This is a genomic window from Streptomyces lanatus, from assembly GCF_014655715.1.
In the GTDB taxonomy this organism is placed as follows: Bacteria; Actinomycetota; Actinomycetes; order Streptomycetales; family Streptomycetaceae; genus Streptomyces; species Streptomyces lanatus.
This window is the reverse complement of sequence record NZ_BNBM01000029.1, coordinates 42,436-68,206: the sequence shown is the minus strand read 5'-3', so window position 1 is coordinate 68,206 and position 25,771 is coordinate 42,436. Positions and strand designations below refer to the sequence as shown.

At 66.2% G+C, this 25,771-nt stretch carries 23 protein-coding genes and 3 pseudogenes; 5 read left to right on the top strand and 21 right to left on the bottom strand.

What is annotated here, in order from left to right:
- Positions 1-35 precede the first annotated feature (35 nt).
- Entirely contained in the window at positions 36-644 is a 609-nt protein-coding gene (locus tag IE325_RS44185; protein WP_190075874.1) for a TetR/AcrR family transcriptional regulator, read from the top strand.
- 6 nt (positions 645-650) lie between these two features.
- Here the strand turns inward: IE325_RS44185 and IE325_RS44180 are convergent, their stop codons facing one another.
- The 14 genes from IE325_RS44180 to IE325_RS44110 all read right to left on the bottom strand — a co-directional run bounded on the left by IE325_RS44180 (position 651) and on the right by IE325_RS44110 (position 14,204).
- Positions 651-1,490 carry a LysR family transcriptional regulator gene (locus tag IE325_RS44180; RefSeq protein WP_229912519.1) on the bottom strand — a complete coding sequence of 280 codons (840 nt, stop codon included), beginning with the start codon at positions 1,488-1,490 and terminating at the stop codon, positions 651-653.
- 181 nt (positions 1,491-1,671) lie between these two features.
- Positions 1,672-2,706, bottom strand: a complete 1,035-nt coding sequence (locus IE325_RS44175) for an NAD(P)/FAD-dependent oxidoreductase (RefSeq protein ID WP_229912518.1) — start codon at positions 2,704-2,706, stop codon at positions 1,672-1,674.
- Positions 2,703-3,380: a cytochrome P450 gene (locus tag IE325_RS46540; RefSeq protein ID WP_229912517.1), complete on the bottom strand. Its 678-nt coding sequence runs from the start codon at positions 3,378-3,380 to the stop codon at positions 2,703-2,705. Before IE325_RS46540 ends, IE325_RS44175 begins: the two co-directional genes overlap by 4 nt.
- 643 nt (positions 3,381-4,023) lie before the next feature.
- The gene (locus IE325_RS44160) at positions 4,024-4,662 is read right to left on the bottom strand and encodes a 3,4-dihydroxy-2-butanone-4-phosphate synthase (protein ID WP_190075860.1); all 639 of its coding nucleotides are present in this window, start codon (positions 4,660-4,662) and stop codon (positions 4,024-4,026) included.
- Positions 4,655-5,179: a flavin reductase family protein gene (locus tag IE325_RS44155; protein WP_190075859.1), complete on the bottom strand. Its 525-nt coding sequence runs from the start codon at positions 5,177-5,179 to the stop codon at positions 4,655-4,657. The genes IE325_RS44160 and IE325_RS44155 overlap by 8 nt, the downstream gene beginning before the upstream one ends.
- A gap of 208 nt (positions 5,180-5,387) precedes the next feature.
- Complete coding sequence (locus IE325_RS44150) at positions 5,388-6,770, bottom strand: FAD-dependent oxidoreductase (RefSeq protein ID WP_190075858.1); 1,383 nt, start codon at positions 6,768-6,770, stop codon at positions 5,388-5,390.
- Positions 6,771-7,057: 287 nt separating this feature from the next.
- Positions 7,058-7,330: a ferredoxin family protein gene (locus IE325_RS44145; protein WP_229912516.1), complete on the bottom strand. Its 273-nt coding sequence runs from the start codon at positions 7,328-7,330 to the stop codon at positions 7,058-7,060.
- Positions 7,331-7,423: 93 nt separating this feature from the next.
- A complete protein-coding gene (locus tag IE325_RS44140; RefSeq protein ID WP_190075857.1) occupies positions 7,424-8,221 on the bottom strand; it encodes a nitroreductase family protein in 798 nt (265 codons plus the stop codon).
- Positions 8,222-8,248: 27 nt separating this feature from the next.
- Positions 8,249-9,235: an ABC transporter substrate-binding protein gene (locus tag IE325_RS44135; RefSeq protein WP_190075856.1), complete on the bottom strand. Its 987-nt coding sequence runs from the start codon at positions 9,233-9,235 to the stop codon at positions 8,249-8,251.
- A gap of 122 nt (positions 9,236-9,357) precedes the next feature.
- Entirely contained in the window at positions 9,358-10,863 is a 1,506-nt protein-coding gene (locus tag IE325_RS44130; RefSeq protein ID WP_229912515.1) for an aldehyde dehydrogenase family protein, read from the bottom strand.
- Complete coding sequence (locus IE325_RS44125) at positions 10,860-11,996, bottom strand: LLM class flavin-dependent oxidoreductase (RefSeq protein ID WP_190075855.1); 1,137 nt, start codon at positions 11,994-11,996, stop codon at positions 10,860-10,862. The genes IE325_RS44130 and IE325_RS44125 overlap by 4 nt, the downstream gene beginning before the upstream one ends.
- 326 nt (positions 11,997-12,322) lie before the next feature.
- A complete protein-coding gene (locus IE325_RS44120) occupies positions 12,323-12,589 on the bottom strand; it encodes a hypothetical protein (RefSeq protein ID WP_190075854.1) in 267 nt (88 codons plus the stop codon).
- 217 nt (positions 12,590-12,806) lie between these two features.
- Positions 12,807-13,097, bottom strand: coding sequence for a cytochrome P450 family protein (locus tag IE325_RS44115; protein WP_190075853.1), 291 nt, complete (start codon positions 13,095-13,097; stop codon positions 12,807-12,809).
- Between the two features lie 195 nt (positions 13,098-13,292).
- On the bottom strand, positions 13,293-14,204 hold the full coding sequence (locus IE325_RS44110; RefSeq protein ID WP_190075852.1) for a LysR family transcriptional regulator: 912 nt from the start codon (positions 14,202-14,204) through the stop codon (positions 13,293-13,295).
- 160 nt (positions 14,205-14,364) lie between these two features.
- On the opposite strand from IE325_RS44110, the pseudogene IE325_RS44105 reads away from it, so the two are divergent.
- Positions 14,365-14,897: pseudogene (locus IE325_RS44105) on the top strand (transposase); the annotation flags it as partial.
- A gap of 82 nt (positions 14,898-14,979) precedes the next feature.
- On the opposite strand, the pseudogene IE325_RS44100 reads toward IE325_RS44105, so the two are convergent.
- Positions 14,980-15,212 (bottom strand): annotated as a pseudogene (locus tag IE325_RS44100) (helix-turn-helix domain-containing protein); the annotation flags it as partial.
- Positions 15,213-15,401: 189 nt separating this feature from the next.
- Here IE325_RS44100 and IE325_RS47200 point away from each other — a divergent pair.
- Positions 15,402-15,524, top strand: a pseudogene (locus tag IE325_RS47200) (short-chain dehydrogenase/reductase); the annotation flags it as partial.
- A gap of 281 nt (positions 15,525-15,805) precedes the next feature.
- On the opposite strand, the gene IE325_RS44090 reads toward IE325_RS47200, so the two are convergent.
- On the bottom strand, positions 15,806-18,121 hold the full coding sequence (locus tag IE325_RS44090; protein WP_229912530.1) for a SpoIIE family protein phosphatase: 2,316 nt from the start codon (positions 18,119-18,121) through the stop codon (positions 15,806-15,808).
- Positions 18,122-18,529: 408 nt separating this feature from the next.
- Positions 18,530-19,795, bottom strand: a complete 1,266-nt coding sequence (locus IE325_RS44085; RefSeq protein WP_190075850.1) for a cytochrome P450 — start codon at positions 19,793-19,795, stop codon at positions 18,530-18,532.
- A 271-nt stretch (positions 19,796-20,066) separates the two neighbouring features.
- Between IE325_RS44085 and IE325_RS44080 the strand changes: the two genes are divergently transcribed.
- Complete coding sequence (locus tag IE325_RS44080) at positions 20,067-20,678, top strand: hypothetical protein (RefSeq protein WP_190075849.1); 612 nt, start codon at positions 20,067-20,069, stop codon at positions 20,676-20,678.
- 68 nt (positions 20,679-20,746) lie between these two features.
- Positions 20,747-21,493: an SDR family NAD(P)-dependent oxidoreductase gene (locus IE325_RS44075; RefSeq protein ID WP_190075848.1), complete on the top strand. Its 747-nt coding sequence runs from the start codon at positions 20,747-20,749 to the stop codon at positions 21,491-21,493.
- 287 nt (positions 21,494-21,780) lie between these two features.
- Here IE325_RS44075 and IE325_RS44070 read toward each other — a convergent pair whose 3' ends face one another.
- From IE325_RS44070 to IE325_RS44055, 4 genes are all read right to left on the bottom strand, one after another.
- Complete coding sequence (locus IE325_RS44070) at positions 21,781-22,248, bottom strand: RidA family protein (RefSeq protein ID WP_190075847.1); 468 nt, start codon at positions 22,246-22,248, stop codon at positions 21,781-21,783.
- A complete protein-coding gene (gene sp36, locus IE325_RS44065; protein ID WP_003967454.1) occupies positions 22,245-22,403 on the bottom strand; it encodes a Sp36 family protein in 159 nt (52 codons plus the stop codon). Before sp36 ends, IE325_RS44070 begins: the two co-directional genes overlap by 4 nt.
- Positions 22,404-22,908: 505 nt before the next feature.
- Positions 22,909-24,021: an ABC transporter substrate-binding protein gene (locus tag IE325_RS44060; protein ID WP_190075846.1), complete on the bottom strand. Its 1,113-nt coding sequence runs from the start codon at positions 24,019-24,021 to the stop codon at positions 22,909-22,911.
- 353 nt (positions 24,022-24,374) lie between these two features.
- On the bottom strand, positions 24,375-25,769 hold the full coding sequence (locus IE325_RS44055) for an aldehyde dehydrogenase family protein (RefSeq protein WP_190075845.1): 1,395 nt from the start codon (positions 25,767-25,769) through the stop codon (positions 24,375-24,377).
- Positions 25,770-25,771 lie beyond the last annotated feature (2 nt).

Below are 25,771 nucleotides of genomic sequence, written 5' to 3'. Positions count from 1 at the left end.
TGTTCGCCGTGCGGGAGGGCGTTACCATCGTCCGCCTGGCGAACCTTCGTGAGGCGCAGAAGCAGATGACGCGCGGCCTGCTACTGGATTCGGGCCTCGAGCTGTTCAAGACGAAGGGGTACGCCGCCACCAAGGTCGACGACATCGCGACCTCGGCGGGCACCACCCGCGTCACCTTCTACGCCTACTTCCCCTCCCGCGCCGACCTGATGAAGGCGCTGATCGACGAGCAGCTCAACGAGGCGCTCCAGCGCGTGCGTTCGCCCGAACACGGCTCCACCGCACAGGACTTGGTGGCCATCGTCGCCGAGGGGACGCCGGAGGCGATCATGGCGTGGCTGCGGCGCACCGCCGACAGCTGGCCGACGATCCACCCGATCATCCGCATCGGCCGCGACGCCGCGGTGGTCGAGCCGGAACTGACCGACCTGGTCGAGCGCTGGATGGAGGAGGCCATCAGCGACATCGAGGGCGGCCTCACCGCGGGCGGCCGCCTCGAACCCCACCAGCGCCACTTCCGCGGCGTCCTCGCCATGGCCCAGCTCGACTTCGTCGCCCAGCACTGGGAGGGCTCCGACTGGAATCTCACCCGCGACCAGATGCTCGACGAACTCGGGTCGAGCTGGGCGCAGTTGCTGACCTGAGCGGCGTCACAGACGTCCGGCGACGTCGAAGAGCAAGGCGCGCAGCCATTCGATGAAGTACTGGTCGGTCAGAAGGGGATTCCTGTCGAGCCCGGGAATCGGGAACGGGAATTCCGCGATCCGCAGGTCGGCCAGGGTCTGCATGGCGGCGCCGACCCGTTGGCGCAGGAGCGCGACGCCGCCCGCGCGGGCGACCATGAACGGCACCAGCAGGAAGTCGGAGATCAACTGGCCGACGCGGTAGGGGATCTGCCGCTCCTCCAGCACCGCGTACGGGAAGGCCCGCCGGTCGGTGTCGACGACGACGTGCGGCTGGATGGTCAGCAGGTCGAGCGCGCTCGCGTCCGGCGGCGTGTCCGGCGCGGCCACCACCGCGCAGCGGTCGTCGTACAGCCGCTCGCGCGGATACGGCGAGAAGTGCCCCTCGGAGATCAGTACGACGTCGACGCCCTGGTCGGTGAAGGTCGCCTCGGTCGGCACGGTGATCGTCCGCAGCCGCAGCGTGGCGTTCGGGGCGCGTTCGACGACGAGCCGCACCAGGTGCGGGCCGACAACGAAGGCCGTGCTGTTGGTTATCGCGACCGTGATGACACGGTCGTCCACCGCGGGGTCGAAGGAGGGGAAGTTCACGATGCGCGCCGTCTGCTGCAGAGCGCTGCGCAGCGGCGCGATCAGCTCCAGTACCCGCGGGGTCAGCGTGAGGCCGGGCCCATGACGGACGAGGAGGTCGTCGCCCAGCAGCCGCCGCATCCTGGTCAGGGCGTGGCTCATGGCGGGTTGTGAGAGGCCGACCCGTTCCGCGGCCCGGGTGACCGACCGCTTCTCGAGGAGTGCGAGGAGGGGCACCAGCAGATTGAGGTTGACCGATGCCAGGCGGTCGAGGCCCGAATCCTTGGCGCCCCGCCGTCGTGTTCCACGCCGGTCAACCCTACGCGGCGGCCCGGCTCATCCGGCGCAGCCGCGGAACAGCCCCCTCGGTGGTTGAGCGCCGCCGCCACACCGCTCCCGTCGCGGCCCGGCCAGCGCATCAGCGCCGGCCCGCCGCCGAGTACGCCGGTTCCCCCTCCGGCGGCAGATAACCCACCGCCTTCAAGGTCAGCTCGAACTGCTCGGTCCAGAAGTACGGTTGGAACGCGAGCGGCGGCGCGTCCCGGCCCCGCACGAGTGCACTTGCCGCGGCCTTGGCCTGCTCGATCACCGTGGTCCACAGCGGGATGCGACGCAAGCCGTATGGCGTCGGAAAGGCCGCCAGGTCGCCGACGGCCGCCACGTCGGGGCGGGCGAAGCCGCGCGAGTCCACCGGGACCACCCCCTTCTGCGTGAGCCCGGTGCCCGCGAGCCACTCCGTGTTGGGCACGTCGCCGGCCGCACCCAGGACGAGTTCCGCCTCTAGGACCACCCCGTCGTCCAGGACCATCCGGGCGCTGCCAGGTCTCTCTTCGAGCCGCGCCGACCCGGTGTCGACGACGGTGAGCCCCCGCTCCAGCGCGGCCCTGCCGAAGACGGCGGCCAGATACGGGCCGAGCTGACGAAGCAACGGCACCCCTTGCGAGACGAGGGTGACCCGGCAGCTGGCGGCGAGGCATCCCGAGGCGATCTCCATGTCGAGCGGTCCTCCGCCCACCACCACGACGGAGGGCCCGCCCACCAGCCGGGCGCGCAGGGACAGGGCGTCGTCCAGCCCGCGCAGTGTGATCTCGTCGGGCAGGGCCGACAGCCGCCGTGCCCGGGAGCCGGTGGCCAGGACCACGCGGTCGTACGGCAGGACCGCCCCGTCGTCGAGAGTGACGAGACGGCGGTCCGGGTCGAGGCCGGTCGCTCGTACGCCGAGCAGTTCCGTCGCTCCATGGTCGGCGGGCGGAAGAGCGAGCGAGGCCAGCGGATCGCCGTCGCGCAAGAGGGCCTTCGACAGGGCAGGGCGGCTGTGCGCCGGGTGCGGTTCGTCGCCGACGACAGTCAGCTCGCCGTCGAAGCCGGCCTCACGGAGGGTGCCGGCCACGGTGAGTCCGGCGATCCCGTTGCCGACGACCACAATGCGCTCCGGCGCCGCGCCGCCCCTCACACGAGCCTCAGCGCGGCGACCGGGCACACGCGGACGGCGGCGTTCGCGCGGGCGGCGCCCGCGGTGTCAGTGACGTCGAACTCCTCCTGGTCGAGGACGAGTTCGCCGACGCCGTCGAGGTGCATGAGGGGTGAGGCGGCCTCCTCGCACAGGCCGTGGCCCTCGCACCGGGGACGGTCGAGAACGATCCTCATGCGGGGATCACCTCCAGAACGGGGAGCTGTTCGATGCTCCGGGTGATGTTGCTGGGGACGCGGGACCTCGGGCCCGATCACCAGGCGCCTGACGCGCCGGGAGAGCACCTCGATCACGGCGTGTGCCTCCAGGCGGGCGAGCCCCTGGCCCGCGCAGCCGTGGGGGCCGTAACCGAACGAGAGATGGTCCACGGGATTGCGTTCGACGAGGAAGGCGTCCGGGTTCTCGTGGTGCCGGGGGTCGCGGTTGCTGGCGCCGAACAGGCTCGCGATCTGCGCACCGGCGGGGACGGTGACCCCGTCGACGTCGACGTCCTTGGTGGCGCGCCGGCCCCAGGCGTGGGCGGGAGCCCAGAAGCGCAGCACCTCGTTGAACGCCGCCGGCACCAGCGAGGGGGCCGCGCGGAGCAGGGGCTGCCTGGGCGCCCGGGGCCATGAGGACGGCGAGCAGCCCGCCGACTGCCAGGGTGATTCCCGCACGCCGTATGCGACGTCTTCGCACCCTGGAGGTCCATACCCCCTACTCACCGCTGTGGAGGCACTGCTGCCCGCACTGCTGCGCTGGACCGGGTACGGCTTCCTGTTCGGCTACTTCTACCCCCTGCTGCGGGGAAGCACCGGACTGGCCAAGGCCCTGTGGCTGTCGGCCGCCGCCGCAGGACCGACCTTGCTCGATCTGCTCCTGACTCCGGCTTCGGTCCCTGTCTGGACCCGCATGGTGGTGTCCTTGCTGCAGCTGGCAACCTTCGCTATGACGGTGGGCCTGTGGGCAGACCAAAAGGTTCTCGCCCAGCATTCCTACCACCTCTCACGGCCGGCCGACGTCCACAACCTTGGCTCCCTGACGACCTGGGCCTCAACCGTCACAGCAGCATTCGGCGCCGGGATTGCTGCGCTTCTGCTCGTCGGAGCTCAGCCCTTCGTCACCGGACTGGTGCAGCCTCCGTCCCTGCCACTCCCCCGCCCACAGCGCCGTCAGCCAACTCCACGTCGTAAGCATGCGGATCGGACGGGTTGGGGCTCTTGGACCAACTCTGCCCGTAGACACGCAGTTGACGACCGCCCAAGCGCGTCAACGCAGGACTTCGCTCAGCCCTGTCCCTTCCGCCCAACGCTTGCGTGCCTAACCCCTTTTCGAGTTCTGGCCCTGCTGCGCGGCCTTCGGCAGGAGCAGTTGGGTCTCGGATCTGCGTAGTTGGACCAGTGGGTCCGCTGCGTCTGGGGACCGGTTGGTCAGCAGTGCGAGATCGACCGGAGCCCCGTCCTTGGTGAGCTGCTGCCATGCCGACGCCAGCTTGTGCAGGATCGACGGGCCTCCTCGATCGCTGGGTTTGAGCAGGTAGTCCTCGTTGACCGGTGTGGAGCTGTCCGTTGCGTACTTGACCTGCATGTAGGTGTGGGGCGGTTCCTTGCGGTACAGGACGACGTCGTCCACGTTACCCACGCCGGTCACCTCAACCCCGACCGCCACCACGGGGTTCGGCGCATCCTGGGCTGCGTTCAGCACGGCGGTGACACAGCCCTGCCAGGCGACCAGCCACTGGTAGCGGTCGCCGGGATACGGACACCCGTCGGACATGCTGCTGACCAGGCCCGACAACCTCAAGGCTGAGCAACACGAGCTCTTGGCCATCTGCTCGGTGGTGATGGCAGCGGCGGCCATCACAAGATCGCCCTCGTTCTCACGGTCGTCGCTGTCTGCGACGACGATCATCTGGTCCATGCGCAGTGCCACGAGCACGTCGTCGAGCGGGTCAATCATGATTCGCTCCCTGACCTTCCAGACGGTGATAGCTGCCCTGGAAGAACAGCAGGGGCTTGAGCTCGGATGCCGCCTCCAGGTGCCGAACCCGGGCCACCACAAGGAAATGATCACCGCATTCGGTCTCCTCCGCGATCTCACATTCGAGCGTGGCGAGGGCATCGTCGATCACCGGGTGCCCGAGTATTTGGCCCGGCTTCCAATGAACACCTGCCCATTTGTCGGTACCGCTTTTCGCGAACGCGTTGCTCACCTCGTCCTGGTCGCTGGCAAGCACATTGACGACGAATTTACCGATCTCCCGGATACGCGGGTAGGTCGTGGACGTCTTGCTCGCGGAGAAGGCGATCAGCGCCGGGTCGAGGGACAAGCTGAGGAACGACTGACAGGTGAAGCCGATCGGTTTTCTGCCGTCAAAGGCGGAAATTATCGTCACACCCGAGCAGAAATGCCCGAGCACCTTCCGGAAATGCGCCGGATCGATTTCTGCGGTGGTGTCGGAATGCGTGTCAACCATCGATACTCCTCAAGATTCTCGCATCGAGACGGTTCGCCGCCAGCCACTCGGAGCACAATTCTCTGCCGGGAGGGAGGCACTCAGCTCGACCAGCAGCGCGCGCCACGAGAATTCCACGGCACGCGTTGCCAGTGTCCTCGTGGAACGAGGCAGACAAACTCCTTGACCGCTCCTCGTGAGACGTCCTGGCTGCACCATGGTTTGCCTATCATCTGATGCGCTTTGCGTGGTTTACATCAGGTACGACGCCGGCTTGCGCGAGGAGGCCCTCATATCGGCACAGTTTCACGCGCGGACGCGAGGCCTGCGCGCCTAGCGACCGCTCGTGCGAATCGATTCGCAGCCAGCCTGCTTGATCCACGACCGTGATCCCACGACCGTCGAACAGTTCGTCGACGGCCTCGCGGGGCAGATTCGCGGGCCTGGCGAAAACGCCTTCGACGTAGTCGGCGAGCAAAGCGCCCACCGTTTCGGTCGCGCACTTGCGATTGGTCCCGATCACCCCACTGGGACCACGCTTGACCCACCCCGTGCAGTACTCACCGGCAGCTGGCCGGCCGCTGCGCAGCACGCGTCCCGCGTCGTTCGGGATCCGGCCGGTAGATTCGTCGAACGGCACCCCAGGGAGCGGGACGCCGCGGTAGCCGATCGAACGGATCAACAGGTCGCACGGCACGACCTCGCGCTTGCCCGTCGGCTTCACCCGGGCGGCCTCGCCGTCGTAGACCAGTTCGTTGACGTCGAAGACGACTTCCTCCACCCGGCCCGCGCCGCGAACCTCGACCGGCGAAAGCAGGAAACGGAACTCAATCTCCCGCGGCCGAGCTTCGCCCGGCTCGGCGGCGTGTCTTCGCAGTATCTCGAGGCTGCTGTTCGGATTCTCATCCGTCGGCGAACCGACATCCTGCTGGTGCGCCACCACCCGGACACCCGGAAGGCCGCCGAGTTCTCTGAGTTCCGGTGTGGTGAATGCCGCCTGCTCCGGTCCGCGCCTTCCACAGACGACGACCTGCCGGATCGCACTGTCCCGCAAGGCCGTCAGGGCATGGTCGGCGATGTCCGTGCCACCGAGCGTGGCCAGGTCGCTGGACAGAATGCGCGCGACATCGATCGACACGTTGCCGTTGCCGATCAGCACCGCGCGCTTGCCAGAGAGATCGAACTGCCGGTCCGGGTGGTCCGGGTGTCCGTTGTACCACGCCACGAAATCGACGGCCGCATACGATCCGGGCAGATCTTCTCCGGGAATCCCCAGTCGCCGATCCGCCTGCGCGCCGACTGCGTAGACCACGGCGTCGTAATGCAAAGCCAGATCCGCACGCGTGAGGTCGACACCGAACTCCACATTCCCATAGAAGCGGAAGCGAGGGTCCGCCGCGGTCTTCTCGAACACACGCGACACCGACTTGATGGCCGGATGGTCGGGGGCCACGCCGGAACGGACGAGACCCCACGGTGTGGGCAACCGGTCGTAAATGTCGACCGATACCGAAGCAGTCACCTCCTTGAACAGTTGCTCGGCGACATAAAATCCGCTCGGCCCGGCGCCGATCACGGCAACCCGAAGCCCATCCGAGTCTGTCACGACCATGGCGACTCACCCCTGGTGAAGCCGGCCCGGATGACGTCGTCCACCATCGCCGGATCCATGCCCACAGGCATGGCAAGTGCTGCGGGCACCTGCGCGGGCAGCCCTGCGGGGGGTATTCTGCTCAACCCCCCGTTAGGCCTCCCGGCAGGCCTAGGCACGGCTTCGGAGATCACCGCGTCGGACACGAGGTTTCCTTTCGACGAACCAATTCCCGCCGTCGAGCCGAGCGCTGTCCACGCCTGCCCCGTCCGGCGTATTCATTCCGCCTGGCCAGCGACCGTGCCGGGTCAACTCGCAAAGAACTTGGCATTCACGGCGATGAAGCGCTCCTGCGCGGGTGGGACATCGTAATCGGCGTAGATGGCCTCGACCGGACACGTCGAGACGCACGCCCCGCAGTCGATGCACTGCCCGGGGTCGATGAAATACTGCTGGGCGGCGTCATCGCTGTGGATGCAATCGACCGGGCAGACCTCAACGCAGGACGCCTCCTTGGTCGCGATACACGGTTCGGTGATCACGTAGGTCATTGCAATCCCTTCAATGATTTCGCCGGCCATAACGCGACGAACATTGCTGAAAATGGCATCGAGATTGACCTGATCGGCCAGGATTCGCAGCCAGAAAGCGATCGATTCGCATAGGGGCCGTCCTCACGGAGATTCTTCCGAGTCCGACTTGCCCTTCAGCCCATTGTGCGACTGGAATCCGCCGAGCAGTGTCTCCCCCCAGAGGAATTCCTCGACCGCAGTTTGGTCACGCATCTTGCCCGCGTCGTAGTGCTCTCGATGGACCATTTCCGCGAGCTCGCGGCGCGAGGTCGGCGATGGCATCACAGCGGCCTTGCCAACGCCGAACATGTCGTAGATCCTCAGCCCACGAGGGATCTTCAACCAGGACTTCACCAACGTGCCCATGTAGGGAGAGCTCACGTCGCTGACCCACTGGGAGGCAAGCCCGAGCGAGGCGATCGCCATGTGGGCGAGCACGGTCGCCTGCGCCAGACTCGTCACGAAATGCGACTCCCCTTTTTCTAGGGCCGTCCGCACCGGGTAGGCGTCGATGACGCGGGGGTCCCCGAGGACTAGGACGAACACCGGCGAGTGCCGGAACCCTGTGTAGCCGACGTGCTCACGGTGCCCCCACACAACCTCCTGCATCTCGCGCTTGTCCCTCAGTTGCTCCGCGTACAGCTGGGCGATGCGATTGCGCATCTCGGCGTCGCGTACCACGAGGAACTCCCACGGCTGCGCGTTCGCCGCCGAGGGGGCCCAGCGCGCCACCTCAAGGATCTTCTCGATCGTCTCGTCGGAGACCTCATAGGTCGGGTCGATCGCCCGCACTGATCGACGATGCCGGACGAGAGTGAGAAGCTGGTCGTAGGTCGCGGCGCCGGCTGGCGGGGCTCCCACTGACTTCTCGACGTTGTCGGAGTCTGTCGTGCTTGTCATTGCGTCTCCTTTCTGGGACGGGATAGTTCAGATCCGGGATGTGTGGACCGTCGAGGGCGCGAAGAGCTCGTCGAGAGTGACCAGCCGGGGAGTGAGTCCCTGCTCGAACACATAACGCAGGAATGTCTCCAACACGACGCGGTTGGGCTCCACGCCATAGGGCCAGAAGTCGTCGGCGCCGAGCGCTGCCCGTGCGTTCTCGGCCTGCAGCGCGAGCCACGGGAGCATGTACTTGTGCGCGGCGGTGTCGTACATCTCCTGGTAGGCCACAGCCTTTGCCTCGTCGAACGCTTTCACCAGTGACTGCGCAACCCACGGATGCGTCTCGTGGATATCCTGCCGAACGACTATGAGGTGCATGATCGGATAAATCCCGGTCTTCTGGAAGTACTGCACCTCGGCCACTTCCGGTTCCTCGAAGAGCCGGCGGACCCGCGGCGATCGCTGAATGAACGGCGAGGGCATTTGTGCGGTGTAGAGGGCGTCGATCTCACCGGCCTCCAGCATCGCCGAGAGCGTGCGGTCAGACCCGATGTTCTGCACTCGGAACCGTTCGGGCAGGCCCAATTCGACCTCCTGGCGCCCCGGCTCCTCCAGACCCCCGGTGAAATAACTGACGCTGTCAACCGGAACGCCGTGATGGTCGGCGAGAATTCCCTTCATCCATACCGCCGCGGTCATCTGGTATTCAGGGCACCCGACGCGCTTGCCGACCAAATCCTCGGGCCGGTCGATCCCGCTGTCGACATTCACGTACACACTCGAGTGCCGGAACATCCGCGACGGGAACACCGGGATGCCCACGGATCCGGGGCGCTCGGCCGCCCGGGCCCGGACGTACCACCCGAGCGACATCTCCGATGCGTCAAACTCGCGGTGGTGGAGCATCCGGAAGGCACTTTCCGGCATCCTGAGCGGTAGCACATTGAGTTCGACACCCTCGGGGCGGATGCGTCCGTCCCGCAGGGCGGCCACCCTGTCGTAGTTGCCGCACGCAAGGGTCAATGGCAGCATCGCGTCACACCGCCTTCCAGCACAACGGCGCGACGACGCATATTCATCGAAAGGCACATGGCGTTCTCTTCCTCGGTTCTCGAGCCATAACGCTCGGTGTGGGGATATTCCGGCCGCGGCTGTCAGATGATGACGTGGACTGCCTTTTCCTGCGTGTAGCTCAACAGTTCGCCGATCGACTCTTCACGGCCCAGGCCGGAGGATTTCACCCCGCCGAACGGCGTGCCCAGGAAATGCTGAGCCGTGCCATTCACCCAGACGTAACCGGTCTCCAGCGCGTTGGCGACGCGATGCGCCCGGCGCAGGTCGTTGGTGTACACGCTGCCGGTCAGCCCGTACTGCACGGAGTTGGCAATCGCCACCGGATCGTCATCATTGCCCCACCGGATGACGGAAAGCACGGGACCGAAGATCTCGTCAGTTGCCACGGGCCAGCCGGCGTCGACACGGTCGAGAATCGTCGGCGCCAAATAGAAGCCGTCGTCGCTGACGTTCGCGGGCCGTCCGCCACCGGTAACCAGCTGCGCGCCCATCCGCCGAGCCTCGTCGATGAAGCCGACGACCTTGTCGTACTGTGTGCGGTTGACTACCGGCCCTTGGTGGTGCGCGGGATCCAGGGGTGAGCCGACGGTGTGCTCGGCGAGCTGCTTGACCATGGCGGTGAGTACCGCGTCGGCGATGCTCTCATGGACGATCAACCGCGAGGTAGACCCGCACGACTGCCCGGACCAGGTGAAGTTCATCCCCCGGACTGCCCCGGCCGCGACCTGGGCCGGATCGGTGTCGGGAAAGGCGATCAGCGCGTTCTTCCCGCCGAGCTCGAGCGTGATGTCCTTAACGCCGACCTCGGCGGCATCGCGCAGGATGCCCCGCCCCGTCGTCTCACTCCCGGTGAACCCGATGCGCCGGATGGACGGGTGCCGCACGAGCGCCCTCGGCACCGCGGGTCCGTCGCCCACGACGATCTGTAGCACGCCGGGCGGGAAGGCCTTCTGCGCCAACTCGCCGAAGTACAGCGCGGACAGCGGCGTCGCCTCCGCGGGTTTGAGGACGACGGTGTTACCGGCGACCAGGGGCGCAGCAAGCTTGCTTACCGCGAACAGGATCGGATGGTTGAACGGAATGATCTTGGCGACGACCCCGAACGGCTGCCGCAGCGTGAAATGCACGCCCGTCCTGCTCGCCGGGATGGTCTCGCCCTTCAACTCGAGCGCGAGACCGGCGAAGTAGCGGCAGATCTTGGCCGCCTGGCGGACATCGCCCGCCATCACCGAGATCGGCGCCCCGCCGTCGACGGCATCGAGCAGCGCGAGGTCATCGATGTGCTCTTCGATGAGATCGGCGAGCATTCCCACCAGCCGCCCGCGCTCCTGCACGTCGGTGTCCCGCCACTGCGGGAAAGCGGTCTCGGCCAACTGGACCGTCTGGTCGACCAGACCCTGGTCGGCATTCGGAATGTCCGCGAGATGCGCACCGTCAATCGGCGAGGTGACCGGAAACGTCGCCCCGCCCGCCGCCGGAATCAGCTCACCGCCGACCAGCAGCCGCCAGTCACGTCCCAGCAGCGTGGCCAGCCGGGCACGATTGGCGACCTCGGCCGGGGTCATCTCGAGCTCGGTGCCGGTCATCGGAGACCCGCCTCAGCCAGCAGCGGGTACGCCTCGGACCGGAACCGCTCCATGTCCTCCACGTAGCGGGCCCAAGACAGCAACACCCCGTCAAGCCCGGCCCGGGCCAGGTTCCCGAGCTTGTCCGTGATCATCTCCGGTGTCCCGATGACCGGGATGCCACCCCATCCCGCAATCCAGTGGCGCTTCATCGCGAGCAGCTTCTCCATGGGAAGGGACTGCGAATTGATGCCCAAGCTCCCGAGGACGTTGTCCACCGCCTCCCAGTCGCCGAGATCGTCGACGTAGTGTCGGTAGAAGTCGTTCGCGTCCTCCTCGGTGTCGCCCTGGACAACGTAGGCGTTCGCCCAGACCTGCACTTCGCGCTGGTGTTCGTCGCGGGCGTACTTCTTCACCGCGGCCACCTGGTCCTTGAGCGCCGCGAGGTCATCGTCGCCACCCGTGGTAATGAAGACGACGTCGCAGTACTTCGTTGCGAACTCCCGGCCAGCCTTCGACTGGCCGGCGTTCATCAGCACCGGACGCGGCCGCTGGATCGGCAGCGGGGACAACGAGGCGTCCTTGACCTGGAAGTACTTACCCTCGTAGGTGAAGGGTTCCTCCGAGGCCCACAGCCGGATCATGATCTCGACCCATTCGGCGGCGGTCGCATAGCGGGCGTCGTGTTCGAGCTGCGGAGCGCCGAACATCTCGATCTCGGGCTGGTGCCAGCCGTTGACAATGTTCAGCGCGAACCGTCCACCCGTGATGTGGTCGATGGTCGCCGCCTGCTTGGCCGCGAGCAGCGGATGAATGGTCGGTACATGCGAGGTGGCAAAGACCCCTGAATAGCTGGTCTGAGCCCCGATGCCCGCCGCCCAGGTGTACGCCTCGAAGCCCGAGCCGTTGAAGTTCGTCGGGCCGCCGAAACCGCGCCAGCGCCCGACCGGCACGATCGCCTCGAACGACATCTCCTCGGCCATCCTGGCCAGGCGGGAAGTGCTCTCCCAGGACGCGTCGAGCGCACCGTCAACGTTGCTCATCGCGCATCCGCTGCTGAGGTTGGTGGAGAACGTCCCGAGGCGCAGAACGCGATCGCTGTGGACGGGATGCGCCTTGGTGCGCAAACTGTCCGCCGGTGTAATTCCCGACATATGCAATGACTACCTTTCTCGTCAGTGAGCCGGCGCGGAATTGGCCATAGTCTAGGATTCAAGAACGGTCGCAAAGCGTGAGACCATTTCCTCGCGACAGGGTCCGACAGCTCGGACGACGGGTTCGTTCAAATAGGCGAACAGCACTGCGCCACCCGAGCGCGATGCGCTGATGTGGCGGTATGTCGTCCACTCTGTCCGCGTCGCCGTTGGCAGCGTGCTCGGAGATCGCCGCAAGGCCCGGTCTCCACTCACGGGTAATTGCCGATCGGTGACTTCTGGTCCCACTTCGTGATCCACGCCGGGGTGAGCCGACCGTGGATGAACTACGCCGACGATAGGTCGTCCGGCGCGATCGCCTTGTGCGCGACGTCGAAATAGACCTTCAATATTTCGCCTCCATTGCCGGAATATGTTTGACTACGATCAAAAAGGAAATCAACGAGGGCAGCAAGATGGGCGGCACTGATACCAGCCATCACGAGAACATGATGACGGTCGGTGAAGGCCGCTCGGCCGGGGACAAACCTGACGGGCAGGTACTCAAGACCACGCGTGGTGTTGTTTTGGGGACGCACCGGACCGACAGTCACCTCGATCCAGCGGACCGCTCGGTGAGTGCGGCGAGCACCGCCTCGATCTCCGTCCTTGCGACGGTTGGCCGGCGCACACGTGCGCGCCGTACCCGAACACCGGATGCCCCGCGACATCAGCCCGGTGGATGTCGAAGCGATTGGAATCCGGTCCCCAATGGCGCTCTCATCTCGATTGACGACCCAAACACGATCAGGGCCTGTCGATCGTCGGGGATCAACAAATCGTCGATCCGTACCTCACCCAGGGTCCCCTGGCCGACAGCTGGACCGGTGATTCATGGCGAAGTACTTCCAGAACAGAGTTCGGAATCAGCGACGGTTCCTTACGCAGGATCTTGCACTGAGCGGAATGCATGCCAGCAGCCCAGATCGCGCTTCCGAGTATGCTGATCATCGCGTCCAGGCTGGCACTAACGTAGACGGCCATCTGTGGAATGAACGACGATGGGCCGATCTCGCCGTGCTGGCCGACGTCGTAGATCTCCCGTTCCAGCAGGTCATCCACGAGTGCTTGCAGATCCCGTAGCCCACATTTCATCCGGTCGACCTGGATCCGCGTCCAGCGCCCCGGCATTGGGACGAAGCAGGAAGGACGGCGCGAGCACTAGCCATTCGGCCGCGGATCCGGACCGGATCCGCGGCCGAGGATGAGACTGAACACCTGACCGGACAACAATATGATAGATAGCGGTACCAATTATCACGAAAGCGGCATAACCTCCGCGGCTGCCTCGAGGATGACAGACCGGAGCCACGCTGCGCCCGCATCATCGTCGGTCCGGCTATGCCACTGCATGTTCTCCCGGATCGGCGCTATGTGTATCGGGACAGGCAGCACGCGGAGCTTCAGCGCGCTCCGGACCGCCTCGGCGACCGGGCCCGGTACGACGCCGAGACAGGTCGTCCCCGGCAGCACCCAGGGCACATGCGTGAACGAGGGCACGTACATCGCGACCGGCCGATCGATCGCGTGCCGTCGCACGTACGACTCCTCCATCGTCGTGATGCGCCCGTCGTCGTAGCGAACGACCACATGCCGCAGGGACGTGTAGTCCTCCAGCGTCAACTCGTCGCCGACCAGCGGATTATCCACCACGGTGATCGCTACCCAGTCCGCGGTCAGCAACGGTACCGTCGGATGATTTGACATCAGGTGCTCGTCGATGGTCAGCAGCAGGTCGATGCCGCCTTCCTCGAGTTCGGCCGCGTAACTGGCCTGATACGGGACAACCCGCAGGCTGATCCCCGGATACCCGGCCACGGCCCTGAGTACGGCCGGCATCAGCACCATGGCCGCGAAGTCACTCATCATCACCGAGAATCGTCTCTCCGCAGTCGCCGGGTCGAAGCCACCCGGTGCCAGCTGGTTGATCTGCGCGAGTAGTTGACGAACCTGGAGCAGCAGATCCTCACCCCGCGCGGTGCGGCGCATTGCCCGGCCATCGCGCACCAGCAGCGGGTCGTTGAAGTGTTGCCGCAGCCGGGAAAGAGCGTTACTCATCGCAGGTTGTGTCAGGAACAACCGGCGCGCCGCCCGTGTCACGCTGCACTCGGTGAGCAGCACTTCCAGCGGGATCAGCAGGTTCAGATCCCAGTTCCTGGTCCTCGCCATCGGCTACACCTACCAACTACTTCCCGCGATCCGAAGCCCGCAGGGTCCCATAACCGTAGCTGTCCGACCCATGTGATGTCATCAGAGCCAGCCCACGGCGTGACGGCCCGCGATGTCGGGAGAAGCCATCGTCCCTGACGTTCTCCTGCCGGCCGTCTCGCGCCAACGTCGGGCCGAGGACCCAGGCGCCCTGGTCAACCCTCTCTTCGAAGAGATCAAGGCCCTGGGGTTCACGGGCTGCCTGAACCTCTTGCACAAGTACATCAACCAGGACCGTGCGGACGCCGAGCGCAGTCATATCTCCCCGCGCCGGCTCGCCCGGATGCTGCTGACCAGGCCCGACGACCTCAAGGCCGAGCAACACGAGCTCCTGGCCAAACTCGCCGCCGCCCGCCCCGAGATAACCCAACTGGCCGCACACATCAGGGACTTCGCTCCGCTCCTTACACCGCACATCGGCAACACCGACGCACTCACACGCTGGATCGCCCACGTCCGAGCAGCCGACCTGCCCCATCTGCATGCCTTCACCCGGGACCTGGATCGGGACACAACGCCGTGATCGCCGGGCTCACCCTTCCGTACCGCAACGGCCCCACCGAGGGCGTCAACACCAACACCAAGCGCATCGCGCGCCAGATGCACGGACGAGCAGGCTTCACCCTGCTCCGCCGTCGCATCCTCCTCGGATAACGGCACGCTCCGTCACCACCGAAAGTAGGACAGGGCCACTCGTTTGACAGTCCCCCTCGTAGCGGACCGCGAGCTTGTCGACGCGCTCCGCGGGATCCAGCTGCAAGGCGTTCGCCAGAGCATCGAGCACCGACTCCGACGGTGTGATGGGGCGACCCTGCTCCAGGCGCGTGTAGTAGTCCACACTGACGCCAGCTCCTCCCGGCGCAGTCCGGGTACTCGGCGCGTCGAGGCATCGTGAATGCCCACACCTATAGGGTCGGTCGCCGCGCGCTTGGCCCGCAGGAAGGCGCCGAGCCCTTCGTTCCGCTCCATACCCCCATGGTCGCGCCCGATGGTGGGCACTCCCAGGCCCTAGGTGGCCCTTTGAATCCCAGGTATCGACAAGGCCGGGTCCGCTGCCCCCGATGGGTTGCGCAGGCGGTTCTTGAGGGCGAGACACCATCTGTGTCCCAGCCAACCGTCCCTGTATCGCCTTTGCAGCTCTGATCAGGAGTATTCACCATGTCTTCTACTTGGCTCATCACCGGGGCGACGTCCGGCTTCGGCCGCCTCGTGACCGAACGTGCACTGGCCACCGACGCCCACGTCATCGCCGTCGGTCGACGCCGTGACCGGCTGGACGATCTGGTCCGGCAGGCCCCGAAGCAGATCACCGCGGTCGCGCTGGACCTGACAGCCCCGGATGCGCCGTCCTCGCGGACACCGTGCGCGTGGCGGGCCGTTTGGACGTGCTGGTCAACAACGCCGGATACGGTCTGTTCGGGTCCGTCCTACGGCGAAGTACCCGCGGAACGACGCGCGGCGGCACTCACCTCGGATGGCCACCTGCCGGAACTCCTCCCGGTCATTGAGACCACGGCGGAATGAGGGAGTGCGTCACGGCACAGGTGCGGCGCTCGATGTGGTCAGACGTCGAGTTTGATCTCCGCCCAGATCGTCTTGCCTTCACGCGTGTAGCGCGTGCCCCATCGGTCCATGCACTGGGCCACCAAGAACAGTCCACGGCCGCCCTCGTCATCGTTGGCGGCGCGCCGAAGGTAGGGGGAGGTGTGTGCTCCGTCGGTGACTTCACAGATGAGGGTCCTGTTCTGGTCGCGGAGCATTCTGAGGGTGATGGGGTCGCTTCCGTAGCGAATTGCGTTCGTCACCAGTTCGCTCACTACGAGTTCGGTGACGAAGGCCATCTCTTCCAGCCCCCACTGCTCCAACTGCGCTCGCGCATGTTCCCGTGTCCCTGCGACAGCTGAGGGATCTTGGGCGACTCGCCAACTCGCCGTGTTCTCGGCGGGGAGTGACTTGACGCGCACCAGAAGCAGCGTCGCATCGTCTTCGGCCGACCTGGCTGAGACCGGCGCGGTGATCACGTCGCACAGGGCGTCGAGATTCTGTGCGGAATCGACGAGGGCACGGCGCAGACTCGCCATGCCGGTATCCATCGTCCTGCCCGAGGACTCGATCAGTCCATCGGTGTAGAAGGCCAGCAGGCTCCCTTCCGCCAGGCGGATTTCGGCGCAGCCGAAGGGCAGGCCGCCGATTCCGAGGGGTGGTCCCGGGGACAGGTCAAGAAGTTCCGGTGGGTGCCCTGGCACAGTGACGACGGGGGCCGGGTGGCCCGCGCTCGCCAAAGTGCAGACGGCGGTGACGGGGTCATAGATCGCATAGAGGCAAGTCGTACCGAGCGCCTGGTCTTCCGGCGTGTCACTATTCGTTCGATGGATGCCCACCCTGGCCTGCCCGACCAAGTCATCGAGACGAGCCAGGAGTTCATCGGGTGTCAGGTCCAGTGCAGCAAGCGCACGGACGGTGGTGCGCAGTCGCCCCATCGTGGCAGCGGCGTTTAGCCCGTGGCCCACCACGTCCCCCACGACGAGCCCCACGCGCGCGCCGGACAGCGGGATGACGTCATACCAGTCCCCTCCGACGCCGAGTGGATCGGCGGTGGGCACGTATCTGTGGGCGACCTCGACGCCGGTGGGCTGCGGCACGACCTGGGGCAGAAGGCTGCGCTGCAGGGTGAGAGCCGTCGTGTGCTCGCGTGCATAGCGGCTGGCGTTGTCGATGCAGACGGCGGTGCGGGAGACCAATTCCTCTGCCAGCGTGACGTCTTGGGCGGCAAAGGGGTAGCGCGGCGGCGTGCGGCTGAGGGTCACCGTCCCGAGCACAGTGTCACGGGCAGCAAGAGGCAGCACGATGCGACGCGGGCCTCCGGCCTCGGCTGAGAAAAGCAGCCCGAGTCTCGGCACGGCATCCGGCATCGGCTGTGCGCTGCGCTCGGTGACCCGCCGCAAGGACGTTCCGCTCTTGTCGTGGCCGGATGAGAGGCGATCGCTGGTCAGGACGTGTTCCACGAGGTCGACTTCGACGTGGTCCGCGAAATCGGGCACGACCACTGCGGCCAGGTCCTGCGCCGTGCGTGCGACATCGAGGCTGGTACCGATCCGGCTGGCACGGCCAAGAAGCGCCACACGGACCCCCGCCTCGTACCGGTTCGTAATGTCGAAGGAGGACTCGCCCACCCCGAGGGGGCTTCCGTCGGCGTCCGACAGCCGGAAATAGGAACAGGACCAGATCCGTTGGTGGCTCAAGTCGGCCGGTGTGGGGCTGCTGTAAAGCACATCGAAGACGGGTTCACCGGTCTCCAGCACCTTGGCGATGACGTCCTCAAGGGTGCCAGCGGACTCTGGCGCCAGGATCATGCCCTGCGGCAGGAGTTCGGTGCTGTAGCGGCCGATGCAGTCACTGCGCGTCAGACCCAATTGCTCCTCGAGCACGTCGTTAATCCACCGAAGACGCAGGTCAGGTCCGTAGACAGTCAGCGCAACAGGTGACTGAGTGGAAAGCCCGTGGAGCATGGACTGGTCGGTCATCCACCTCCGCGCCCGATCGACTGTGGCTGCCACAACGACACTCGCCGCCCCGGTGCTCCGGTGGTCCAAGGGACTCACTTGCAGCACGACGGTCACGGACGTCCCGTCCGCACGACGGATCTTGCGAGTCTCAGAATGTACGTGCCGCGACGGGTCCGTCGTGTGGAGCCAGGGGGATGGTCGGCTATCGGCGTCATGGAGCACCTCGTCGACCGGCCGCCCGAGGACGTCTTCGGCTAGAGAGCCGAAGAGATTTTCGGCCGCACTGCTCCATCCGATCACCATCCCCTGTGAATCGATCACAGCGGTTGCCGCTGTCGTTGCATCGAAGGGGGATACCTGACCGGTCTCCATCGGCGGCTGCATGGTCGTCATAGGGGCTGTACGCGGCGGATCTGCTGCCAAAATCATAGCGCCGCAGGTCCTGAGGCATATTCGAGTTCGTCGCTTGCCGGGCAGTCTGCGGCCCGGGGGTGAGTCCCTCACAAGATCCTGCAGCCTGAGCATCGGAAGTGCATCCCGGCTAGATCCGCCCGACCGTAGGGCGGGCGCTTGAGACGGGCCCATCCCGTCGGACAGGCCGCGCGGGATGGCCCGCTACTTCTGCCATCTCCAGCTCACTTGCCGACTGACGCTTTTCGGTGGTGACTACCGCCCAGCGGCTTCAGCCGGGAGCGCTGTGGCGACCGGTGCACACCGGTCGTCCTCCGCAGGCGGTATCGGTAGGGCTGTCGCAGTACAGGTTCTGGCTGAACCACTCCCCTACAGGGCCAGGGTGCTCCCGTTCGGCCTTCCCGGCGTAAACGTGGCCCAGAGCTCAGCCCACCCGTTGAGGACCCCGGTGCTCTGGTAGCGCCGCGACCGTTCCCGATCGATCTTGAGATCGGGCATCCGGCGCAGGGTCTGCTCGGTAACGATCTCGAACATCGCCATGGCCATGTGGGAGCCCATGCACCGGTGCATGCCCACACCGAACGCCACATGCTTGTTCGGCGAGCGCTCCAGATCGAGCTCGTCCGGGTTCGGGAACACCTCTGGGTCACGGTTCGCCGCACCCATCGCCATCCAGATCCGCTCGTCTTCCTCGATCGTGACGTCGCCCAGAGCGCACTGCCGCGTCGCGGTGCGAGCCAGGCCCTGCACCGGCGAGAAGTACCGGAGGAACTCCTGACCGGCCGTCTTGAGCCGCGAGTAGTCCTCCTTGATCCAGTCTCGTGTCTCGGGGTGCTCGTCGAAGTACGTGAAGACGTTGGCCAACAGGGCCGTGGTCGTGGAGATACCACCGCTCATCAGGAGGAACGAGTTGCCAACAACCTCCTCCATGTCGAGGAGCTCTCCATCGACGCGGAGATTCGCCACTAGCGAGATCAGGTCGTCGGTCGGGTTCTTACGGCGCTCGGCGGCGGCGGCGCGGAAGGCACCAGTGCTCCAGCGGAAGAGCTGGTCCGCCTTCGCACGGTCCTCCGGCGTGCCGTCCGGCGGAATACTGAAGGCCATTTGCATGGCTAGTGCGTGGGTGGTGGCCTCCTTCAGCGGCAGGCCCAGGAACCGGTTGGTCAGCAGCGCCGGCACCGCAGCGAAAATGCCCATGACGAGTTCGGCTTCGCCGGACTCGATGACCTGGTCGATGGCCCAGCCGGCGTAGTCCTCGATCTCCGGGCGGATACGCTCAATCGCTGGCTGGCTGAAGTACTTCGTCAGCGGCTTGCGGTACGCGATGAACGCCGGCGGGTCCTCCTCCATCATCCCCTCCTTGTGGGGGGTGGGCGGATGGAGAACACCCTGGCGAGGGCCGCGGCCCTGCCAGTTCTCCGACGAGTACGTCTCATCGTTCTTGAAGACCGTCGTCACGTCGTCGTGGCGGGTGGCGACCCAGTAGCCGCCGTGCTGCTCCGACCAGGCGACCGGGCACTTCTGGCGCAGCCCATGCATGATCTCGACACCGCGTTCGACGTACTCCCGGGAGTGGTGGTCGAAGTCGACCGTTGGCCTCTCAGCCTTCTCGGCGGGTGTAAGTCCCCCAGTCATCGCGGCTCCTTCGGCGTCGGTTACAACCTCATTCTGATCAAGCTCACGCAACTTTTGGCCAACTGATCAGATTTAGAGATGCTTGCACCACCGGTTGCCCGCGTCAAGGAGATGAACTCATTCCTTTGGAAAATCGCGGGTCAGAGGGTCGAAGGAAGCGTTCTGAACGTAGCCTTGACAAGCCTTGAGCGAGACGCTGATGATGCTTAAAATCGGCCATGCGGCCAGTTTCTCAACGGAGGGTCGTCGGTGAGAAAGAGGGCACATCGGGATGGCTGAGCAAGTTGCCGAACGAGCAAGCTCCGAGCAAGCCTCCGGCAACCTCCGAGGCAACCTGGGGGTGGCCTCGATCGTCTTCACGGTGCTGGCCTTCAACGCTCCACTCGGCACTGCCGCGGGCTTTGTGCCGGTCCTGATCGGCTACGGCAACCAGGACGGCGCGCCGTCCACATTCATCGTGGTCGCATATGTAGCCGCAGCTTGGTTCTCGGCTCTGTGCCTGGTCGGGATCATCGCCCCCACGGCCGCCGGCCTCGACCCGCTGCGGGTCTACTCATCCTGTGCTGCGATCGGAAGCGTCTGTCTCGTAGTGCTGATGTTCGCCACGAGCCTTGCGATCCTTGCGTTCTTCCAGCGTGACTCGACGCGCACGGCCACACACTTCGAGTCACGGATCGCACCAATGCTGGCCTTTGTCGGCATCGGCGGGGTCCTCTATCTGGCCATCATGCACATGCCCGACATCATCGGCGGGAGCCGCACGGCGGCAGACCTCGCGCTTGCATTCATAGTGCTGCTGGCCGTGGCCGGGGCAGGCCTCGCCTCCTACCTGAGAGCCCAGCGTCCGGAGATCTTCGCGCGCATCGGGCGACAGGACCTCTAGTCGGATCTCGCGCCCAGGCTCCCGGTGCACACCGATGTCAACCAACAACGAACGGAGAACAACTTCCCATGGCAGAGCAGAGCACATCCTCGCGCGTGGTGCTGGTGACTGGTGCCGGGTCGGGGATCGGTGAAGCCACGGCGCGCCGGTTCGCCGAAGCCGGCGACCGCGTTCTCGTCACCGACGTGGATCTGGACGCGGCGCAGCGTGTGGCCTCCGAGATCGGCGATGGCGCCCACGCCATCCAACTGGATGTGAGCGACCCGGAGCAGTGGGACCGCGCTGTCACCGAAGCCGAGAAGGCGGCTGGCGGGCCGATCGAGGTCCTCGTCAACAACGCCGGGCTCATCTGGAACAACCGCATCGAGGACACGGACGTCGCCCAGTGGCGACGCGTCGTCGACATCACCATGATCGGAACGATGCTCGGCATCCGCGCAGTGGTGCCGCAGATGCGGCGTGCCGGCAAGGGCGTCATCGTAAACACCGGCTCCACGGCGGGGCTGGCAGGCTTCGTCGGTCTGTCGGCCTACTCGTCGTCTAAGTGGGGGCTGCGGGGTCTCACCAAATGTGCGGCGCTGGAGCTGGCTGACGACAAGATCCGGGTCAACATGGTCGTCCCGGGCGTGATCGAGACCCCTGCCTCGCGTGCTGCCGGGTTCCCCACCACGCTCCCCGGCCAGCCGATCCCTCAGGTGGCCCAGCCGGCGGTGATCGCCGACGCCAGCTACTACCTCGCGTCGCCAGACGCGTACTACGTCACCGGCTCCGAGCTCGTCGTGGACGGCGGCCGGACGATCGGCGCGGCTCGCTGAGCACCCCTCGAGGCGCGCGATCCCCTTCATGGGTTCCCGATACGCGAAGACCAGCCGCTCCAGGAGGGTGGGGTGGCTGATGAGTTACCTTGACGGCTCGTGAGGGGCAGCCCGGTTGTGTGGAACGCTCCGCCCTCTGATCGAGAAATGCGATCACGCTGATCAAGGATCTGTCGGCGGAGTGTTCTGTACGTACTGACTACGGTGCGACGAGGTGACAGTTTCGGGCGCTGCGCGGAAGCCAGGACCGAGCCGCCGCGATAATGCGTCGGCCTGGACGACGGGTTCTACGCTCTGGTGAGCTCCACCTGGATCTCGACCTCGACGGGGGCGTCCAGCGGCAGTACTGCCACGCCGACCGCACTGCGCGCGTGCACGCCCTTGTCGCCTAGGACCTGGCCGAGCAGCTCGCTCGCGCCGTTGACCACGCCGGGCTGGCCGGTGAAGTCGGCGGCCGAGGCGACGAAGCCCACGACCTTCACGACGCGTGCCACGCGGTCCAGGTCGCCGGCGACGGACTTGACTGCGGCCAGCGCGTTCAGGGCGCAGATGCGGGCCAGTTCCTTGGCCTCCTCGGCCGTGACCTCGGCGCCCACCTTGCCAGTGACGGGCAGCTTGCCCTCGACCATGGGGAGCTGCCCGGAGGTGTAGACGCACACGCCGGACTGCACGGCCGGCTGGTACGCGGCCAGCGGCGGGACGACCTCCGGCAGGGTCAGGCCGAGTTCGGCCAGCTTCGCCGCTACGACACTCATGCCTTCTCCCGCTTCAGGTACGCGACGAGCTGCTCGGGGTTGTTCGGCCCGGGCACGACCTGGACGAGCTCCCAGCCGTCCTCGCCCCAGGTGTCCAGAATCTGCTTCGTGGCATGGACGAGCAGCGGCACGGTTGCGTATTCCCACTTGGTCATGCGGCCGACTCTACTCGCTGGCCGCCCACCGCCCGTGGTCGAGTTGTCCACAGACTGTCGTGTGGTTGGTGTACGGGCTGGCAGGCACCCCATGAGAGCCAAACTGCAGCGGTCGGCGGGCGGCAACGGCCGTTCACTCCTCGAACAACTCGCTCCACAGCCAGCAGTAGGGCTGGGTGAGCTTCCGATTGCAGAGAGCGCGCAAGGCAGCTGCGTGTCCCGGCGACGACCCGTCGCAGCTATGCGGACTGCAGACGTAGATGCCTCTGGTGACATGGCTTATGCGGCTGGCCTCGAGCACACTCCGCCTTTGTTGAGGGCACACCGCGTACTAAAAGTCCCTGGCGGAAAGCCCATGTGCCGCCTTCTGCCTCTTGGTGACTCGGTCCGGCCGCGTATGCCAGCGGAATGCGGTCGTGGCCCGGCTGCGAAGGTGAGAGCCTGCGTGGGCCCGTAGACAGCCTCAAGTTCGGACAGATCTGGGCAGTCGGTCTTCCATGCTTTCTCAGCCGACGTGGAGGATCCGAAAGCGATCAGGTTCCGCCGGGTCCCGATCAACGACTTGTATTGGTGTCCAAGTCCATTGCCAAACGCTGATGCCCGGCGTGCGGGAGAACCGGATCGGCCCGCGAGTGCCCTCGACCGCCACGCGCGGCCATGACTCGGCGAGGGCCGCCCGGTCCGTGCCGTGGGAACGCAGCACGTCGGCGAGGACGGTGACGGTGTCCCAGCCCTCGAAGGCGACGAAGGAGGGCGCTTCGCCCAGCCGCTCGCGGAGCTCCTTCCCGACGCGTTCGCCAAGCGGACCGAGGCGCTCGGGCAGGTATCGCAGGAACGGGATCCCGGCGCCGTCCTCGCCCAGCACCGCGGCCCATTCGGCGAACTCCGGTTGTCCGGCCGGAGCGCCGATCAGAATCCCCGCGAGCCGCCGGTCGCCCCGGACGGCTCTGACGATCGGCACCGCCGGCTCCGGATGGCCGACCAGCAGGAGGAGCGCTGTCGCGCCGTGGTCGACAAGCGCGTCGCACAGGGCCTCGGGGGTGAGCGTGTTCGTGTCGAGTTCGACGACGGTGCCGCCGCGCGGCGCGAGGTGGTCCCGGAGGATCCGGGTCCCGGACGCCCAGTAGACGCTCGGCTGGGTCGCCACGGCGATCCGACGACGGCCCGCGCCGAGGAGGAAGTCCGCATAGATCCACCAACCGTGAGACTGGGCCGGGGGCAGGCGCGCGACCCACTCCGTCGGCTCATCGGTGAGCGCGTCGAGCACCGCGGACGAGCAGAGGAACGGCACGCCGAGGGCGGCGGCCCGGGCGGCGGCGGCGCGGGCGACGACGCTGTGGTACTCGCCCGCCACGGCGGCTACGCCCAGGCCGGCCAGTTCGTCCACGGCCGCCGCGGCCCGCTCCGGATCGGCCGCGGTGTCCCGGACCACCAGCTCCAGTGGTCTGCCGTTGATCCCGCCAGCATCGTTGACCTCGCGAACGGCCAGGTCAAGTCCTGCGAGCAGGTGTCGGCCCGCCTCGACCCAGCCGGGCCGCGTCAGCGGTACGAGAGCGCCCAGGCCGACGGACGACCCGTCTGTGTGCTCCGCTCCGGACGGCGATGGTGGCATGTTCATCGGCTGGCGTCTCCCTTGGAACGGTGTGGTCGTAGTCCGCCCGGATCGTGCGCCGGCCGGGGCTGGCGGTTCGCGCTCGTCACGTCTCACTGCGGCGGGCGCGCCCGGGTGATCACGCCGGCCATTGGATCCACCATCATCACCAATAGGCAACCGATTATTTGTTCGCCTCGCTGCCAAGCTTCATCGTCATCGGCGCCAAAGAACGAGGGCCTGCACCCCAGAAGGTCACGTCTGAAACAGGCTCTAAACTTGATTCTGTCGGGGATCTTGGAGTTGCCGAGGACGACGAGATGCGCGCATCCACCGTCCGCGGGGCCTGGGCCGGGCATCCGACGTCTCCGAACGCCTCGTCACTGCTGGGCGTAGAAGAGGCGCTTGTTGACGAACTCATCAAGCCCCAGCGGTCCGAGCTCACGGCCAAAGCCCGAGCGCTTCACTCCACCGAACGGGAGCGAAGCACCCTGTCCGATCGGGATGTTGACGTTCGTCATTCCGACCTCGAGAGAGCTCGCCACGGCGCTCGCCCGCTCCGCATCCTGACTGAATACGGCCGCACCGAGGCCGTATTGGCTGTCGTTCGCCAACGCAATCGCCTCCTCATCGGTCTCCACTCGGTACACCACTGCTGCCGGGCCGAACAGTTCCTCGCTGTAGGCGCGCATCCCGACCTTGACGTCGGTGAGCACAGCCGGGCGGAAGTATGCCCCGGAATCCTCGGTCACTGTGCCCCCGGTATGCAGGACTGCGCCCTGTGCGACAGCATCTGCGACCTGGGCAGCAAGCTCTTCCGCCGCAGTTCGGGAGGCCAACGGTGGGAACTCCCGCTCACCGAGGTTCGCCGGGTCACCAGGCTCGAGACCAGTGGCAAGTGTGACCAGCTCCGCCACGAACTCGTCGTAGATGTCGCTCATGACAATCATGCGCTTGTTGGAGTTGCATGCCTGGCCGTTGTTGGACATGCGGGTGTCCCACGCCAGACGCGCGGACGCCGCCACGTCGGCGGAGTCCAGCACGATGTACGGGTCCGATCCTCCGAGTTCGAGGACCACCTTTTTGAGGTTGCGCCCTGCGTGCTCGGCGATCGCGGTACCAGCGCGCTCTGAACCGGTCAGGGAGACGCCTTGCACCCGCGGGTCGGCAACGATGCGCGCAATTTGGTCATGGGTCGCGAAGACCGATTCGTAGACGCCCGCTGGCACGCCCGCCTCGCTCATGATGTCGGCGATCGCCAAGGCGGACGAGGGACAGTTTTCCGCTGGCTTAAGGATGACCGAGTTGCCGAGTACGAGGTTCGGAGCGACGAAGCGGGCCGCCTGGTAGTAGGGGTAATTCCACGGCATCACGCCGAGGATCGGGCCAAGGGGAAGCCTCTGGATGCGCGCATTAGCTCCCGCCGGGACCGCGACCGGTGTGTCGGCGATGAGACGCGGTCCCTCAGTGGCGTAGTACGCAAAGATCTCCTTGCAGAACTTCGCCTCCCCCACCGCCGACGATGCCTCCTTCCCCATCTCGGCGGTGATCAGGGCTCCGAGCTTCCCTGCCCTCTCGTCGAAGAGCCTGGCGACCTCGGCGACAATGCGGGCGCGGTCGGTGACAGAGCGCCGGGCCCATCGTTGCTGTGCCTCGGCGGACCGCTCCAGGAGAGCGGTGATCGCGGCATCGGACGCTGACTCGTAGTCCGCGAGGACCTGTCCGTTTGCCGGGTTCGTGACCCGGTATGAGCGAGCTTCGTGGGGTGCCGACATCT

Excerpts from the sequence above, each read along its gene's own strand:
- IE325_RS44080 (WP_190075849.1), top strand. The coding sequence starts at position 20,067 with ATGGCTGAGCAAGTTGCCGAACGAGCAAGCTCCGAGCAAGCCTCCGGC.
- IE325_RS44110 (WP_190075852.1), bottom strand. The coding sequence starts at position 14,204 with ATGGCGAGGACCAGGAACTGGGATCTGAACCTGCTGATCCCGCTGGAA.
- IE325_RS44085 (WP_190075850.1), bottom strand. The coding sequence starts at position 19,795 with ATGACTGGGGGACTTACACCCGCCGAGAAGGCTGAGAGGCCAACGGTC.
- IE325_RS44135 (WP_190075856.1), bottom strand. The coding sequence starts at position 9,235 with ATGCTGCCATTGACCCTTGCGTGCGGCAACTACGACAGGGTGGCCGCC.
- IE325_RS44075 (WP_190075848.1), top strand. The coding sequence starts at position 20,747 with ATGGCAGAGCAGAGCACATCCTCGCGCGTGGTGCTGGTGACTGGTGCC.
- IE325_RS44155 (WP_190075859.1), bottom strand. The coding sequence starts at position 5,179 with ATGGTTGACACGCATTCCGACACCACCGCAGAAATCGATCCGGCGCAT.
- IE325_RS44125 (WP_190075855.1), bottom strand. The coding sequence starts at position 11,996 with ATGTCGGGAATTACACCGGCGGACAGTTTGCGCACCAAGGCGCATCCC.
- IE325_RS44150 (WP_190075858.1), bottom strand. The coding sequence starts at position 6,770 with ATGGTCGTGACAGACTCGGATGGGCTTCGGGTTGCCGTGATCGGCGCC.
- IE325_RS44060 (WP_190075846.1), bottom strand. The coding sequence starts at position 24,021 with ATGAACATGCCACCATCGCCGTCCGGAGCGGAGCACACAGACGGGTCG.
- sp36 (WP_003967454.1), bottom strand. The coding sequence starts at position 22,403 with ATGACCAAGTGGGAATACGCAACCGTGCCGCTGCTCGTCCATGCCACG.
- IE325_RS44090 (WP_229912530.1), bottom strand. The coding sequence starts at position 18,121 with ATGGAGACCGGTCAGGTATCCCCCTTCGATGCAACGACAGCGGCAACC.
- IE325_RS44160 (WP_190075860.1), bottom strand. The coding sequence starts at position 4,662 with ATGATTGACCCGCTCGACGACGTGCTCGTGGCACTGCGCATGGACCAG.
- IE325_RS44130 (WP_229912515.1), bottom strand. The coding sequence starts at position 10,863 with ATGACCGGCACCGAGCTCGAGATGACCCCGGCCGAGGTCGCCAATCGT.
- IE325_RS44140 (WP_190075857.1), bottom strand. The coding sequence starts at position 8,221 with ATGACAAGCACGACAGACTCCGACAACGTCGAGAAGTCAGTGGGAGCC.
- IE325_RS44145 (WP_229912516.1), bottom strand. The coding sequence starts at position 7,330 with ATGGCCGGCGAAATCATTGAAGGGATTGCAATGACCTACGTGATCACC.
- IE325_RS44070 (WP_190075847.1), bottom strand. The coding sequence starts at position 22,248 with ATGAGTGTCGTAGCGGCGAAGCTGGCCGAACTCGGCCTGACCCTGCCG.
- IE325_RS44055 (WP_190075845.1), bottom strand. The coding sequence starts at position 25,769 with ATGTCGGCACCCCACGAAGCTCGCTCATACCGGGTCACGAACCCGGCA.